This is a genomic window from Aromatoleum evansii, from assembly GCF_045689615.1.
Classification (GTDB): Bacteria; Pseudomonadota; Gammaproteobacteria; order Burkholderiales; family Rhodocyclaceae; genus Aromatoleum; species Aromatoleum evansii.
On record NZ_CP141259.1, the window covers coordinates 3,879,012 to 3,895,266 of the forward strand.

The 16,255-nt window shown below is 64.7% G+C and carries 12 protein-coding genes; 6 read left to right on the forward strand and 6 right to left on the reverse strand.

Features of this window, described 5'->3' with window-relative positions; all coding sequences use genetic code 11:
• Positions 1–35: 35 nt before the first annotated feature.
• Genes clpX through tig form a run of 3 tightly spaced genes read right to left on the reverse strand, consistent with a single transcriptional unit; the run spans position 36 to position 3,287 of the window.
• On the reverse strand, positions 36–1,304 hold the full coding sequence (gene clpX, locus U5817_RS18155) for an ATP-dependent Clp protease ATP-binding subunit ClpX (protein ID WP_169129800.1): 1,269 nt from the start codon (positions 1,302–1,304) through the stop codon (positions 36–38).
• Positions 1,305–1,321: 17 nt separating this feature from the next.
• Positions 1,322–1,960, reverse strand: a complete 639-nt coding sequence (gene clpP / locus U5817_RS18160; protein WP_076601043.1) for an ATP-dependent Clp endopeptidase proteolytic subunit ClpP — start codon at positions 1,958–1,960, stop codon at positions 1,322–1,324.
• Between the two features lie 19 nt (positions 1,961–1,979).
• Entirely contained in the window at positions 1,980–3,287 is a 1,308-nt protein-coding gene (gene tig, locus U5817_RS18165) for a trigger factor (protein WP_169129801.1), read from the reverse strand.
• 271 nt (positions 3,288–3,558) lie between these two features.
• On the opposite strand from tig, the gene U5817_RS18170 reads away from it, so the two are divergent.
• The 5 genes from U5817_RS18170 (at position 3,559) to U5817_RS18190 (ending at position 11,418) form a co-directional block, all read left to right on the forward strand.
• Positions 3,559–5,481, forward strand: coding sequence for a PrkA family serine protein kinase (locus U5817_RS18170; RefSeq protein WP_169129802.1), 1,923 nt, complete (start codon positions 3,559–3,561; stop codon positions 5,479–5,481).
• Between the two features lie 60 nt (positions 5,482–5,541).
• On the forward strand, positions 5,542–6,810 hold the full coding sequence (locus U5817_RS18175) for a YeaH/YhbH family protein (RefSeq protein ID WP_407278331.1): 1,269 nt from the start codon (positions 5,542–5,544) through the stop codon (positions 6,808–6,810).
• On the forward strand, positions 6,807–8,345 hold the full coding sequence (locus U5817_RS18180; RefSeq protein WP_169129804.1) for a SpoVR family protein: 1,539 nt from the start codon (positions 6,807–6,809) through the stop codon (positions 8,343–8,345). The genes U5817_RS18175 and U5817_RS18180 overlap by 4 nt, the downstream gene beginning before the upstream one ends.
• 210 nt (positions 8,346–8,555) lie before the next feature.
• Complete coding sequence (locus tag U5817_RS18185; protein ID WP_407278332.1) at positions 8,556–10,061, forward strand: NAD(P)H-hydrate dehydratase; 1,506 nt, start codon at positions 8,556–8,558, stop codon at positions 10,059–10,061.
• A 109-nt stretch (positions 10,062–10,170) separates the two neighbouring features.
• Complete coding sequence (locus tag U5817_RS18190; protein WP_407278333.1) at positions 10,171–11,418, forward strand: HD-GYP domain-containing protein; 1,248 nt, start codon at positions 10,171–10,173, stop codon at positions 11,416–11,418.
• A gap of 27 nt (positions 11,419–11,445) precedes the next feature.
• Here U5817_RS18190 and U5817_RS18195 read toward each other — a convergent pair whose 3' ends face one another.
• Positions 11,446–12,342, reverse strand: a complete 897-nt coding sequence (locus U5817_RS18195) for a DMT family transporter (protein WP_407278334.1) — start codon at positions 12,340–12,342, stop codon at positions 11,446–11,448.
• Positions 12,343–12,443: 101 nt separating this feature from the next.
• On the opposite strand from U5817_RS18195, the gene nadC reads away from it, so the two are divergent.
• A complete protein-coding gene (gene nadC, locus U5817_RS18200; protein WP_169129810.1) occupies positions 12,444–13,292 on the forward strand; it encodes a carboxylating nicotinate-nucleotide diphosphorylase in 849 nt (282 codons plus the stop codon).
• Between the two features lie 43 nt (positions 13,293–13,335).
• Here nadC and thrC read toward each other — a convergent pair whose 3' ends face one another.
• Entirely contained in the window at positions 13,336–14,781 is a 1,446-nt protein-coding gene (thrC, locus tag U5817_RS18205) for a threonine synthase (RefSeq protein ID WP_407278335.1), read from the reverse strand.
• A 130-nt stretch (positions 14,782–14,911) separates the two neighbouring features.
• The gene (locus tag U5817_RS18210) at positions 14,912–16,222 is read right to left on the reverse strand and encodes a homoserine dehydrogenase (RefSeq protein ID WP_169129812.1); all 1,311 of its coding nucleotides are present in this window, start codon (positions 16,220–16,222) and stop codon (positions 14,912–14,914) included.
• Positions 16,223–16,255 lie beyond the last annotated feature (33 nt).

Genomic DNA, 16,255 nt, shown 5'->3' on the forward strand with positions numbered 1-16,255 from the left:
GAAATATCAAGCGGCGCCTAGAACCGATTTCGGTTTTAGTTGGAACCCGACACTTTCTGTTGGTCCGCGTAGATCAACAGCGGCTGGGCGCCTTCTTCGATGGTGCCTTCGTCGACGACCACCTTCTCCACCCCTTTCATGGTGGGCAAATCGTACATGATGTCCAGCAGCGCCCCCTCGAGGATCGAACGCAGGCCGCGCGCGCCGGTCTTGCGGCGGATCGCCTTGCGCGCCACGGCGTGCAGTGCCGCCGGACGGATTTCGAGTTCGACGCCTTCCATGGAGAACAGCTTCTGGTATTGCTTCACCAGCGCGTTCTTGGGCTCGACGAGAATCTGGATCAGCGCCGCCTCGTCGAGTTCCTGCAAGGTGGCAACGACCGGCAGGCGGCCGACGAATTCCGGGATCAGGCCGAACTTGACCAGATCCTCGGGTTCGACCTGGCGGAAGGACTCGGTGAGGTCGCGCCCCTGGCGGCTCTTGATCTCCGCGCCGAATCCGATGCCGATCTTCTCCGTGCGGTTGCGGATGACCTTCTCGAGGCCGTCGAACGCGCCGCCGCAGATGAAGAGGATGTTGGTGGTATCGACCTGGATGAAATCCTGGTTGGGATGCTTGCGCCCGCCCTGCGGCGGAATCGAGGCCACGGTGCCTTCGATCAGCTTCAGCAGGGCCTGCTGCACGCCCTCGCCGGACACGTCGCGCGTGATCGAGGGGTTGTCCGACTTGCGCGAGATCTTGTCGATCTCGTCGATGTAGACGATGCCGTGCTGCGCCTTGTCGACGTCGTAGTCGCACTTCTGCAGCAGCTTCTGGATGATGTTCTCGACGTCCTCGCCGACGTAGCCGGCTTCGGTGAGCGTCGTTGCATCCGCCATCACGAACGGCACGTTGAGCAGGCGCGCGAGCGTCTGCGCGAGCAGCGTCTTGCCGGAGCCGGTCGGCCCGATCAGCAGGATGTTGCTCTTCGACAGCTCGACGTCGTCCTTGCGCCCCGAAATGTGGCGCAGGCGCTTGTAGTGGTTGTACACCGCGACGGCCAGGTTGCGCTTGGCCTGTTGCTGGCCGATCACGTACTGGTTGAGGATCTCGCAGATCTCGGCCGGCGTCGGCAGGCTGCTGCTGCCGCCTTCCGCCTCGGCCGACTGTGCGATCTCATCACGGATGATGTCGTTGCACAGCTCGATGCACTCGTCGCAGATAAAGACCGACGGTCCCGCAATGAGTTTGCGAACCTCATGCTGGCTCTTTCCGCAGAACGAGCAGTACAGCAGCTTTTCGCCGCCCGCCTTCTTATCCGTCATGGTCTTCCTCTCGTATGTCAGGCTTCGGAGCGGGTCGTCAGGACCTTGTCCACGATGCCGTACTCCATTGCATCCTTGGCCGACATGAAGTTGTCGCGATCCGTGTCCTTCTCGATCCGCTCGATGGCCTGCCCGGTGTGCTTCGCGAGCATTTCGTTGAGTCGAGCCCGGATGTTGAGGATCTCGCGGGCATGGATCTCGATGTCAGACGCCTGGCCCTGGAAACCACCCAGCGGCTGGTGAATCATGACGCGGGAGTTGGGCAGGCAGAAGCGCTTGCCCTTCGCGCCGGCGGCGAGCAGGAAGGAACCCATGCTCGCGGCCTGCCCGATGCACAGCGTGCTGACGTCGGGTTTGATGAACTGCATGGTGTCGTAGATCGCCATCCCCGCCGACACCGAACCCCCGGGGGAGTTGATGTAGAAGAAGATGTCCTTGTCCGGGTTCTCGGACTCAAGGAAGAGCAATTGCGCCACGATCAGGTTGGCGGTGACGTCGTTCACCGGACCGACCAGAAACACCACGCGCTCCTTCAGGAGGCGTGAATAGATGTCGTAGGCGCGTTCGCCCCGACCGCTCTGTTCAACCACCATCGGAACCAGGCCGAGGCCGACCGGATCCCAGCTGCTGCCCGAATGTGGCGCCATGTTGCTCATTCCTTGGACCTTTGCGGCATCAGGCCGCGTTGTTACCCATCAGTTCGTCGAACGAAACCGCGTTATCACTGGTCTGGGCCTGCGAGCTGACCCACTCGACCACGTTGTCCTCGATCACGACGGCCTCGGCCTGCGCGAGGCGCTCCGGCTGCGCGTAATACCAGCGTACCAGTTCCGACGGATCTTCGTAGCTCTGGGCCATCTCCTCGACCAGTGCGCGCACCTGCTCCGGCTTGGCGTAGAGTTCCTTCGCCTTCACGAGTTCAGCCATGATCAGGCCCAGTTTGACGCGGCGCACGGCCTGATCGGCAAACCAGGCGGGCTCGACCGGGATGTCCTTGGTCTTCATGCCGCGCATCTCGAGGTCACGCTTGGCGTTCTCGGCCAGCTGACGGCTCTCGGCGTCGATCAGCGCCTTCGGCACTTCGATCGGGTTGGCCGCCAGCAGCGCGTCCATGACCTGTTCCTTGATCTTGGCCTGGATGCGGCGCTTCACTTCGCGCTCGAGGTTGGCGCGCACTTCGTCGCGCAGCTTGGCGACGTCGCCGTCGGCAACGCCCAGCGCACGGGCGAGGTCGGCATCGACCTCCGGCAGCACGGCTGCTTCGACGCGCTTCACGGTGACTTCGAACTGGACCGTCTGGCCGGCGAGGTTAGCCGCGTGGTAATCCTCGGGGAAGGTCATGTCGAAAGTCTTGCTTTCGCCAGCAGCAAGACCGGTCACGGCCGTCTCGAAATCCTTGAGCATCGAGCCCGCGCCGATGACGAAGGGGAAGTCCTGCGCCTGGCCGCCGTCGAACAGCTCGCCGTCCTTGCGGCCGGCGAAGTCGATCACGACGCGGTCGCCGTCAGCGGCGGCGCGCTCGGCGGTCTCGAAACGGGTGCGCTGCTTGCGCAGCACTTCGATGGTCTTGTCGACTTCGGCATCGCCGACCGACAGCACCGGACGCTCGATCTTGCTCTGCGACAGGTCGCCCAGCTCCACCTGCGGATAGACTTCGAACACGGCGCTGAACGACAGCGTGCCCTCGGCCGCGGCGTCCTTCGGCTCGATGCGGGGGTAGCCGGCGACGCGCAGGTTCTGTTCGCGCACGGAGTCGCCGAACGCCTTTTCGACCGCAGCACCGATCGCCTCCGAGCGCGCCTGCGACTCGTAGGTCTGGGCGACGATCTTGAGCGGCACCTTGCCAGGCCGGAAACCCGGCATCTTCACGGTACGCGCCATGCGCTTGAGGCGAGCGTCGACTTCCTTGTCGATCTCGGCCATGGACACGGACATGTCGATGCGGCGCTCCAGCGCGCCCAGCGTTTCCTGGTTGGTCTGCATTAAGTAACGATCCCTGACAAGTCAAAGTTTGCTCACGGAGCACCCGCCGGATCCCGGCGAGGCCTGCCCGACCGAAACGGGCGAACGGAGCGCGTAAAAAGTAGGTTTTCGATTCTAGCACAGCAGGAGCCCCTTCCTTCCAGAGTCCTTAAGGCCGCAAAATGAAGCCTGAGAACTTGCGCATGGAATGAGAAAAACCACGGAACTTGGGCCGGCGAGCGCCCTCTGACGGGTGTCGGCGAACGGCTTGACCCAGACAGGAGGAATCCAGATGACGATCTTCAATGCCTATCAGGCCCGCTTCGAGGCGGCCCGCGAAGAGGAGATGTCCATCCAGGAGTACCTGGAGTTGTGCCGGTCGGATCGTTCGGCCTATGCAACCGCCGCCGAACGGATGCTGATGGCGATCGGCGAGCCGGAACTGGTCGACACCCGCCTGGATCCCCGCCTGTCGCGCATCTTCTCGAACAAGGTGCTCAAGATCTACCCGGCCTTCCGCGACTTCTACGGCATGGAGGAGGTCATCGAGCACATCGTCTCGTATTTCCGCCATGCAGCGCAGGGCCTGGAGGAGAAGAAGCAGATCCTCTACCTCCTCGGCCCGGTCGGCGGCGGCAAGTCGTCGCTGGCGGAGAAGCTGAAATCGCTGATCGAGAAGGTACCCTTCTACGCGATCAAGGGGTCGCCGGTGCATGAGTCGCCGCTGGGTCTGTTCGATCTGAACGAGGACGGCCGCCTGCTCGAGGATGATTTCGGCATCCCGAAACGCTACCTCAACACGATCATGAGCCCGTGGGCGGTCAAGCGGCTGCACGAGTTCGGCGGCGACATCACGAAGTTCCGCGTCGTCAAGCTGCGCCCGTCGGTGCTGAAGCAGACGGCGGTCGCCAAGACCGAGCCGGGCGACGAGAACAACCAGGACATCTCCTCGCTGGTCGGCAAGATCGACATCCGCAAGCTCGAGCAGTACTCGCAGGACGATCCGGACGCCTACAGCTATTCGGGTGGCCTGTGCCTCGCGAACCGCGGCCTGCTGGAATTCGTGGAGATGTTCAAGGCGCCGATCAAGGTGCTGCACCCGCTGCTGACCGCGACGCAGGAAGGCAACTACAAGGGCACCGAGGGTTTCGGCGCGATCCCGTTCGACGGCATCGTGATGGCGCACTCGAACGAGTCCGAGTGGGTCGCTTTCAAGAACAACCGCAACAACGAGGCCTTCCTCGACCGCATCTACACGGTGAAGGTGCCGTACTGCCTGCGCGTCTCCGACGAGGTGCATATCTACGAGAAGCTGCTCGTGGAGAGCTCGCTGGCGGACGCGCCGTGCGCGCCCGACACGCTGCGCATGATGGCGCAGTTCGCCGTGCTGTCGCGCCTGAAGGAGCCGGAGAACTCGAGCATCTACTCGAAGATGCGCATCTATGACGGCGAGAACCTCAAGGACACCGACCCGAAGGCGAAGAGCTTCCAGGAGTATCGCGACTACGCCGGTGTCGATGAGGGCATGACGGGGCTGTCGACACGCTTCGCCTTCAAGGCGCTGTCCAAGGTGTTCAACTTCGACCACCGCGAGGTGGCGGCGAACCCGGTGCATCTGATGTACGTGCTCGAGCAGCAGATCGAGCAGGAACAGTACGCGCCGGAAGTCGAGGCGCGCTACATGGGCTACATCAAGGAGTTCCTCGCGCCCCGCTACGCCGAGTTCATCGGCAAGGAGATCCAGACGGCCTACCTGGAAAGCTACTCCGAGTACGGACAGAACATCTTCGACCGTTACGTGACCTACGCCGACTTCTGGATCCAGGACCAGGAGTTCCGCGATCCGAACACCGGCGAAATCCTCGACCGCTCGGCGCTCAACGACGAACTCGAGAAGATCGAGAAGCCTGCCGGCATTAGCAACCCGAAGGACTTCCGCAACGAGGTGGTGAACTTCGTGCTGCGCGCAAGGGCGAAACACGACGGCAAGAACCCGAGCTGGACGAGCTACGAAAAGCTGCGCGGCGTGATCGAGAAGAAGATGTTCTCGAACACCGAGGAGCTGCTGCCGGTGATCAGCTTCAACGCAAAGGCGAGCGCCGACGAGCAGAAGAAGCACCAGGACTTCGTCGATCGCATGATCGATAAGGGCTACACCGAGAAGCAGGTACGGCTGCTCTGCGAGTGGTATCTGCGGGTCCGCAAGTCGTCGTGACGGATGCGCCGTCCGGACGACATGTCCGGGCGGCGCTGCGCATCCCTGCCGGAGACATACATGACGCGCATCATCGATCGACGGTTCGACAGCAAGAAGAAAAGCGCGGTCAATCGCCAGCGCTTCATGCGCCGCTTCAAGCAGCAGATTCGCCGCGCGGTGAACGACGCGATCCAGGATCGCTCGATCCGCGACCTCGACAACGGCGAGCAGATCACGATCCCTTCCAAGGATCTGAGCGAGCCGCAATTCCAGCATGGCAAGGGCGGCATCTGGGAGCAGGTCTTTTCCGGCAACGATCAGTTCGCCAGCGGCGACCTGATCAACCGCCCCCCTTCCGGCGGGGGCGGAGGTCGAGGCCAGGGCAAGGCGAGCAACGAGGGTGAAGGCGAAGACGATTTCGTGTTCCACCTGTCGCGCGAGGAATTTCTCGACATTTTCTTCGACGACCTTGCCCTGCCCAACCTGGTCCGCACCCAGCTCGCGCGCATCTCGGACTACAAGACCCAGCGTGCCGGCTTCACGTCGGACGGCTCGCCAATGAACATCAACATTGTGCGCTCGATGCGCGGCGCCCTGGGGCGCCGGCTGGCGCTCGGCTCGCCGTTTTCCGCGCGGTTGCGCGAGCTGCAGAAGGAACTGGACAGGGTCATCGAGGTGTCGGGCGAGGACTGCGAGGAAGCGCTGAACCTCAAGGACGAGATCGGGCGCCTGCGTGCGAAGATCGAGGCGATCCCCTTCATCGACAGCTTCGACCTGCGCTACAACAACCGCATCCGCGTGCCGAAGCCGACGACACAGGCGGTGATGTTCTGCGTGATGGACGTCTCCGGCTCAATGGACGAGGAGAAGAAGGCGACGGCGAAGCGCTTCTTCATGCTGCTGTACCTGTTCCTCACACGCACCTACGAACAGATCGAAGTCGTCTTCATCCGTCACCACACGGTGGCGAAGGAAGTGGACGAGGACGAGTTCTTCCATTCGCGCGAGTCCGGCGGGACGGTGGTCTCGAGCGCATTGAAGCTGATGCACGAGGTGATTGCCGAACGCTACGCGCATGGCACGTGGAACATCTACGGCGCGCAGGCCTCGGACGGCGACAACTGGGACAACGACTCCCCGATCTGTCGCGAACTGCTGGGTTCGCAGATCCTGCCGTGGTGCCAGTACTTCGCGTACATCGAGATCACACCGGGCGAGCCGCAGAACCTGTGGCGGGAATATGAGAAGCTGTCGGGCGAGCACAAGAACTTCGCCCTGCAGCGCATCGAGGAACCGGCCGACATCTATCCGGTGTTTCGCGAACTCTTCAAGAAGAATTTCGTATGAAGCGCGCCACCTCAAAGAAGGTCAAGCAGCTGCCGGCGACGTCCGAGTGGACGTTCGAGGCCATCGACGCCTACCACACCGAGATCGCGCGCGTGGCGGCGAATTTCGACCTGGACACCTATCCGGCACAGATCGAGCTGATCACCTCGGAACAGATGATGGACGCCTACGCCTCGGTGGGCATGCCGGTGAACTATCACCACTGGTCCTTCGGCAAGCACTTCCTGTCGACGGAAAAGAGCTACCGGCGCGGCCAGATGGGACTCGCCTACGAGATCGTCATCAACTCGAACCCCTGCATCGCGTACCTGATGGAGGAGAACACGCTGACGATGCAGGCGCTGGTGATCGCGCATGCGGCCTACGGACACAACAGCTTCTTCAAGGGCAACTACCTCTTCCGCACCTGGACAAACGCGGACGCGATCATCGACTATCTGGTGTTCGCACGGAACTACATCGCGCAGTGCGAGGAGCGCTACGGCGAGGAGGAGGTCGAGTTGCTGCTCGACTCCTGTCACGCGCTGATGAACCTGGGCGTGGATCGCTACAAGCGCCCTCCGAAGCTGTCGCTGGCGAAAGAGAAGCTGCGCCAGGCCGAGCGCACGGAGTACTTGCAAAGCCAGGTCAACGAGCTGTGGCGGACGCTGCCGGCCCACGACGCCAAGCCGGGAAAGATCGCCGCCCCTCGCTTTCCGCCCGAGCCCGAGGAGAACCTGCTTTACTTCGTCGAAAAGCACGCGCCGCTGCTGGAACCCTGGCAGCGCGAAGTCGTGCGCATCGTGCGCAAGATCGCGCAGTACTTCTTCCCGCAACGCCAGACCCAGGTCATGAACGAGGGCTGGGCGTGCTTCTGGCACTACACCCTGATCAACAAGCTGTACGACGAGGGCCTGCTGGCGGACAGCTTCATGCTGGAGTTCCTGCAGTCGCATACCAACGTGGTGTACCAACCTTCGTACAACGATCGCTGGTATAGCGGCATCAACCCCTATGCGCTGGGATTTGCGATGTGGCAGGACATCAAGCGCATCTGCGATGACCCGACGGAGGAAGATCGGGCCTGGTTTCCCGACATCGCGGGCAGCGACTGGCGCGAGACCTTCGATTTCGCGATGAAGAACTTCAAGGACGAGAGTTTCGTCGCGCAATACCTGTCGCCCAAGATCATGCGCGATTTCCGCATGTTCGCGATCCTCGACGACGAACACGAGGCGAAGCTCAAGGTCTCGGCGATCCACGATGAGACGGGCTACCGCCGAGTGCGCGAGATCCTGTCCGACCAGTACAACCTGGGCAGCCGCGAGCCGAACATCCAGGTGTGGAACGTGGACCTGCGCGGCGACCGCTCGCTGACGCTGCGTCACCAGCAGTACCGCAAGCGCCCCCTGGGCGGGAACATCGACGAGGTGATGAAGCACATGGCGCGACTGTGGGGCTTCACGGTACGACTCGAGAGCCAGCATGAGGACGGAACGGTGGAGCTGGTGCAGGAGACGCGCCTCGAGAAGCGACGCGGGCAGGCCGAAAACTAGACGAGCCTGCCCCGTGCAGGGCTCGGCGAGGCGCCCTTCCCTCACGAGGAAGCGCGGGCATCGACGTCCGCATGCAGGGAGAACGCGATCGGCGGCTGCTTGCGCACGCGCTCCCATGACGCCTTTTTACCCGCCATTGCCGATTGCACATTGACGTCATAAATCCGACTGGGGCTAGAATCGGGCATTTCCCTTCCCGTCGGAGGCTCCATGTTCCTGCCGCCCAAACCGATCTACCCGGTAGACGGCATCCGTACGATCGAAGCACTGGCCGCACCGCACGCGCAACCTAGCCTGATGGAGCGTGCCGGCCGCGTCGCAGCGGAGGAAGCGGTGCGGCTGACGCAGGATCGCGCTGGCCATGTGCTGATCGCTTGCGGCCCCGGCAACAATGGCGGCGACGGCTTCGTGATGGCGCGCCGGCTGCTGCAGGCCGGACGCAATGTCACGGTCGCCTTTGCCGACGACGCGGCGAAGCTGCCCCGCGACGCTGCGGCTGCCTTTGCAGCATGGCGCGCGGCCGGAGGCGAGACGGTCTCGGACTTCCCCGCGGCACCGGCGAATGGGTGGGCGCTCGTGGTCGACGCCCTGTTCGGCATCGGACTGCGCAGCCCGGTCACCGGACGGCATGCCAAATGGATCGATGCGCTCAACGCACAGCACGCCCCCCGGCTGGCGATCGACATTCCGAGCGGACTGGATGCCGACACGGGCCGGGTGCTGGGCACGGTCTTCCATGCGACGACGACGCTCACCTTCCTGGCCCTAAAACCGGGACTTCTCACACACGACGGCCCGGACATCGCCGGCGTCGTCAATGTGCACCGACTGGACATCGATCCGCCGAACTACCTGCCGCCCATGGGGCTGCAGATCCAGCCGGGCATCCTCAGGCCCTTCCTGAAACAGCGCCTGCAGAACACCCACAAGGGGTGTTATGGCGACGTCGGCATCATCGGCGGCGCGCGGGGCATGACCGGCGCGGCCCTGCTCGCAGGACGCGCGGCGCTAAAACTGGGCTGCGGGCGCGTGCTCGTGGGATTGGTGGACGACGCGGCCCCTGCGGTCGACTTCACCCAGCCCGAGCTGATGCTGCAGCGTCCGGACGACGTCATCGAGCACGCAACCGTTCTCGCGCTGGGGCCGGGACTGGGTGACGGCGAGGTCGCCGCCACTCTGCTTGAGCGGGCGATCCGGCAAGCGCGCCCCGTGATACTCGACGCCGACGCCCTCAACATCGTCGCCGCCTCGGAGAACCTGCGTTCGCTCGTCGCTGCACGCGAGGCGCCCACGCTGATGACGCCACACCCGGGCGAGGCAGGACGCCTGCTGCGCTCGGACACTGCCGCCGTCCAGAGCGATCGAGTGGCGAGCGCACTGGATATCGCCCGGACCTTCAATGCGGTGGTAGTCCTGAAGGGCAGCGGGAGCGTGATCGCGACGCCGTACGGCCGCTGGCTTATCAACAGCACGGGCCATCCCGGCATGGCCAGCGCCGGCATGGGCGACGTCCTCACCGGGCTGATCGCGAGCCTCGTCGCGCAAGGGTGGCCGGCCGAGTCCGGCCTCATCGCCGCAGTACACTTGCATGGCGCAGCGGCCGACAGGCTCGCACGCGAAGGCATCGGCCCGGTGGGCCTGACGGCAAGCGAGGTCGCGGAGGCTTCGCGCGGCATCTTCAATGCGTGGACTATCCAGGCGACCAAGGGGCTCTGAGTGCGCGGCACAGCACGGGCGGTGATTTTCCACGAACAACCGGGGGTCTCCGCCCATCATCGCCCGATTGGGCTGCTAGAATCGCCGGATCCGATTTTGTAACAGAGCAATGCCGCGAATCAGCGTCGACCGTCTCCGGCCGGGCGTATTCATTTCCCTGGTCTCCCTCGGCTGGATGGGACACCCTTTCCTGCTCAACCGCTTTTGCCTGTCGAGCGAGAAGCAGATCCAGGCGCTGCGCGAGATGGGCATCACGGAGATCGAATGGGATCCGGCACGCAGCACAGCGGAGCCCCTCCCGCCGCGCGCGGCGAACCTTCCCGCTCCCGAACCGGACTTCGGCACCGCCGCCCTCGCCGGCATGCAGGACGAGAAGCGCGCGCGCATCGAGCGGGTGCGCGAACAGCGCGAGGGTCTCGCACGCCGCGAACGCCTGTTCGAGCAGCAGGCGGTTGCCGCCGGGGATGTGTTCCGGTCGCTGCTGAGCCGGCCGCAGGATGCACAACGGCAGGCCAATGCCCTGGTCGGCAGCCTGGTGGAGAATCTGCTGGGCAACGACAGCATGGTGATCCATCTGGTCAACCAGAAGAGCCGCGAAGGCGGACTGGCCTTCCATGCGCTCAACGTCATGGCCTTGTCGCTGATGCTGGGGAAGACGCTGGGTCTGTCGGAAGAGGAGATGCGCCACCTGGGGCTCGGCGCCCTGCTCCACGACATCGGCAAGCAGGAGATCCCGCCGCGCATCCTGCGCAACGCCAGGCGTACGGGTCCGGAGGAGGATTTCTACCGCGCCCATGTCGGCTACGGGATCAAGGCGGTCAGCAACATGCGCGACCTCCCCGTTCCGGTGCGCAACGTGATCGCCTGCCATCACGAGTTCTTCGACGGCAGCGGCTTTCCCAACCGGCTCGCCGGCGAGAAGATCCCCCGCCTCGCCCGCATCGCAGCGATCGCGAACCGTTACGACAACCTGTGCAACCCCTTCGACCTGCGCGAGGCCAAGGCGCCGGCCGAGGCGCTGCGCCAGATCTTCCGCGCCGAGAGCAAGCACTATGATGAACAGCTCGTGCAATTGTTCATCAGGACGCTGGGGGTGTATCCGCCGGGAACCTTCGTGGCGCTGTCGAACGGCGGCGTCGGCATGGTGGTCGAAACCAACCCGGCGAACCTTCTTCATCCTCTCGTGATGCTGCATGACCCGGACATCCCACGCTCGGAAGCCATGCTAGTGGACCTGCGCGATGCCGACCTGAAGGTGGAAGCGGCACTGAGCCCGGCGACACTGCCGGTCGAAACCGTCGAATACCTCGCACCGCGCGGGCGGCTCGATTATTTCGTGGACGGCAGCAGGAACTGAGCTGCGTTCGCGCCGCGCGCAGTGCGTTCAGCCACGGCTCCGCGCGACATCCGGTCGACGCGGCAGGCGGATGGCGCCCGTGGCGAGCCCCGTGCCGGCGAGAATCACCGCGCATCCGGCGAGCATGTTCGAGGTGATCTCCTCGTCGAGCAGCATCGCCCCCCACAACATGCCGAAGACGGGGATCAGGAAGGTGACCGCGATCGCACGCGCCGGCCCGATGTGGGCGATGAGGCGGAAGTACATGACGTAGGCGACGCCGGTGCACGCGAAGGCGAGCAGGAGCACCGCGATCCAGGCTTCGCGCGCCGGCATTGCCTGCGGCCACAGCCACACGGCGAAGGGCGCCAGCACGAGGGCTGCGTAGAGCTGGCTGCCGGTGGCGATGGCCATCGGATCCACGCCCGACAGGTAGCGCTTGGTGAAATTGGCCGCGATGCCGTAATTCAGCGTCGCCGCCAGGCAGGCGGCCACCGCCCAGCCCGAGCCGCCGGCCTGGAGCGAGGCCTTGCCCCACACGAGGATCACGACCCCGAGCAGGCCGAGCAGCAGGCCGACGGTCGCCGCCGCCGACAGGCGGTCCTTGAGCCACACCCAGGCGACCAGCGCCGCGAACAGCGGCGACGTGGCATTGACGATGGAGGCAAAACCGGCGGTGACCGACAAGGCCGCCCACGCATACAGCACGAAGGGCAAGGCGGAGTTGGTCAGCCCGACAAACAGCAGGGGCCCGGCCTTGCGCCACAAGGGGGCGAGCTTGCCACGCCACGCGAGCACGGGCAGCAGCAACAGGGCTGCGAGGCCCACCCGGAGCTCGATCAGGGCGGCCGGACCGAATTCCGGGGCCGCGACGCGCATGAAGAGGAACGACCCGCCCCACAGGGCGGCGAGGATCAGCAGTTCGGTCAGGTCGCGCGCTCGCACTTCGACTCCTGTTATCGCCGCACGGCGTTCAGGGCACGCTTGCCCCGGCCCCCGGCGGAACGGCTAAAATTTCTGTTTAATCATACCGAGCTGTGCCCGCCATGAACCTGTCACAACAACTGCGCATCGAAATTCAGCGCAATGTCGCCGCATCGCTGGCCGAAGACGTCGGCACCGGTGACCTGACCGCACGCCTGATCGCCGCCGACACCGACGCCCGCGGCCGCGTAATCACGCGCGAGGAGGCCATCGTGTGCGGTACGGCCTGGTTCGAGGCCGCCTTCGCCGCGCTGAGTCCGGCAGCCACGATCATCTGGCATGTGCGCGACGGCGATCGCGTCGAGCCGGGCCAGGTGCTGTGCGACGTCGTCGCCAACGCACGCGTACTGCTCACTGCCGAGCGCACCGCGCTCAACTTCCTGCAGCTGCTGTCGGGCACCGCCACCGTCACCCGCCGCTTCGTCGACGCGGTTGCGGGCACCGGCGCGAAGATCGTCGACACGCGCAAGACCTTGCCCGGGCTGCGCCTGGCGCAGAAGTATGCCGTGGCCGTGGGCGGCGGCACCAACCACCGCGTCGGCCTCTACGACGGCATCCTGATCAAGGAAAACCACATCATCGCGGCGGGCAGCATCGCCGGCGTGCTGGAGGAAGCGAAGAAGATCGCCCCCTCCAACGTGTTCATCGAGATCGAGGTCGAAAGCCTCGAACAGCTCGAGGAAGCGCTGGCTGCCGGCGCGAAGATGATCCTGCTCGACAACATGGATCTCGCGACGATGCGCGAGGCGGTGCGCATCACCGCCGGCCGTGCCGAACTGGAAGCCTCGGGCGGCGTGAACCTGGAGAAGGTCCGCGCGATTGCCGAGACCGGGGTGGACCGCATCTCCATCGGCAGCCTGACCAAGGACGTCCGCGCCCTCGACCTGTCGCTGCGCCACACCGAAGAGTAAGCCGCTGGCGCGAGGCCGGCACGAAGCCGGCCCCGCGCGTACGTCAGGCCTCCAGGTGCTCGACGATGAAGCGCTTGACCGCCTCGACGTCCGGCGCCATGACCTCGACCCGCTGCGGCAGCGCCTCGATGCCTTCGAGCTCGGCGGGACGCTCCGGCTCACGCCCGAGGGCCTCGCGGATCGTTTCGGCAAACTTGACCGGCAAGGCGGTCTCGAGCACCAGCAGGGGTACACCCGCGGGCACCGAGTCGGCACAGTCCCAGGCGACCTTGACGCCGTCGGCGGTGTGCGTGTCGATCATCGTGCCGTAGGTCTCGAACACCTGCCTGATGGTCGCAAGCCGGTCGGCATGGGTGCTGCGGCCGGAGATGAAGGCGTAATTCAGGATGTCGGCAAACTCGCCGCTGGCAGCGAGATCGAACGCTCCGCCGGCATCGACCGACTTCCACAGCTCGGCGACGCGCTGCGGGTTGCGGCCGACCAGATCGAAGATGAAGCGCTCGAAGTTCGACGCCTTGGAGATGTCCATCGACGGGCTGGAGGTGACGTGCGTCTCCGCGGCCTTGCGCGGACGATACACGCCGGTGTGGAAGAACTCGTCGAGGACATCGTTCTCGTTCGTCGCGAGGATCAGTTTCGCCACCGGCAGGCCCATCTGGCGTGCGATGTGGCCGGCGCAGATGTTGCCGAAGTTGCCCGAGGGCACGCAGAACGCGACCTGCTCGCCGTTGGACTTGGTTGCGGCGAAATAGCCCTTGAAGTAATACACGATCTGGGCCGCGACACGCGCCCAGTTGATCGAATTGACCGCACCGATCTTGTACTTCGCCTTGAATGTGGCGTCGTTCGAGACGGCCTTCACGATGTCCTGGGCGTCGTCGAACATGCCGGTGACGGCGATGTTGTAGATGTTCGCGTCCTGCAGCGAGTACATCTGCGCGCGCTGGAAGGCGCTCATCTTGCCGTGCGGCGACAGCATGAACACGGTCACGCCGTGCTTGCCGCGCATCGCGTACTCGGCGGCCGAACCGGTGTCGCCCGAGGTCGCACCGAGGATGTTGATCGTCTCGCCGCGCTTGTCGAGCACGTACTCGAACAGGTTGCCGAGGAGCTGCATCGCCATGTCCTTGAACGCCAGCGTCGGGCCGTTCGACAGCTCGAGCAGGCCGAAGCGGCCCGGTTCCAGCCAATGCACGGGCGTGATGTCGGCCGCGCTGTCACCGGGACGGACGAAGCGATAGACGTCGGCGGTGTAGGTCTTGTCGCAGATCGCCTTGAGGTCGCCCGCGGGGATGTCGGTGATGAATTTCGACAGGATCGCGAAGGCGAGATCGGCGTAGGACAGGCCGCGCCATGCGTCGAGTTCGGCGCGCGTCACCTGCGGGTAGGTCTCGGGCAGGTACAGGCCACCGTCGGGCGCGAGGCCGCCCAGCAGGATGTCGCAGAACTCGGGACGGGCGGCGTGGCCGCGGGTGGACAGGTACTTCACGGGCAGATCCTTGGATTGATGTGTTCGTCAAAGGACGAAAGGCACGGCGCCGCAGAGGTTTCCGCATGCGACCGTGCCTGCCGTCATGCCCGCGCCCCGGAAGGTCGGCGCACGGGTCCGCACAGGGCGATTACTGCAGGCTTTCCATGCGCAGGCGCGTGATCCTGCCCTGCACGACGGGGAGCGCCTCGATCTTGGCGATCGCTGCGTTGGCGTTCTTCTCTACCGTCTCGTGCGTCAGCATGATGATGTCGGTCTGGGATGCGCCCTCGGGGGCTTCCTTCTGGATCATCGCCTCGATCGAGATGCCGCTGTCGGCGAGGATGCGGGTGATGTCCGCGAGCACGCCCGGCTTGTCCTCGACGCGCATGCGCAGGTAGTAGGAGGTGATGACCTCGTCGATCGGCAGCACCTTCAGGTCGCGCACCTGGTCGGGCTGGAACGCGAGGTGTGGCACGCGGTGCTCGGGGTCGGCCGTGTGCAGGCGGGTGACATCGACGAGGTCGGCGATCACGGCGCTGGCCGTCGGCTCGGCGCCCGCGCCCTTGCCGTAATAAAGGGTCGGACCGACGGCATCGCCGAACACGACGACCGCGTTCATCGCGCCCTCGACGTTGGCGATCAGGCGCTTGGCGGGGATCAGGGTCGGATGCACGCGCAGCTCGATGCCTTCGGGGCGCATGCGCGAGATGCCCAGCAGCTTGATGCGATAGCCCAGTTGTTCGGCATAGGTGATATCCACGCTGTCGAGCGCGGTGATGCCCTCGACGTGGGCGGCGGAGAACTGCATGGGCACGCCGAACGCGATCGCGCTCATGATCGTGGCCTTGTGCGCGGCGTCGATGCCTTCGATGTCGAAGGTTGGGTCGGCCTCGGCGTAGCCGAGCGCCTGCGCTTCCTTGAGCACCTCGGCGAAGGGCAGGCCCTTGTCGCGCATCTCGGACAGGATGAAGTTGGTCGTGCCGTTGATGATGCCGGCGAGCCACTGGATGCGGTTGGCCGAGAGGCCTTCGCGCAGCGCCTTGATGATGGGGATGCCGCCCGCGACCGCCGCTTCGAAGGCGACCATCACGCCCTTCTTCTGCGCCGCGGCGAAGATCTCGTTGCCGTGCACCGCGAGCAGCGCCTTGTTGGCGGTGACGACGTGCTTGCCGTTCTCGATCGCCTTGAGCACCAGTTCCTTCGCGACGCCGTAGCCGCCGATCAGCTCCACGACGATGTCGATCTCGGGGTCGGTGACGACGGAGAAGGCGTCGTCGGTGAGGCGCGGCCCTTCACCGGCCACCTTGCGCGCGAGTTCGAGGTTCTTGTCGGCCACTGCGGTAATGCGGATCGGGCGACCGGCGCGACGGGTGATTTCCTCCTCGTTGCGTTTCAGAACCGTGAAGGTACCGCCACCGACGGTACCGATGCCCAGCAGGCCAACATTGATCGCTTTCATAAGAACTCGTTGAGTTATGTCTTCAAATGGGTG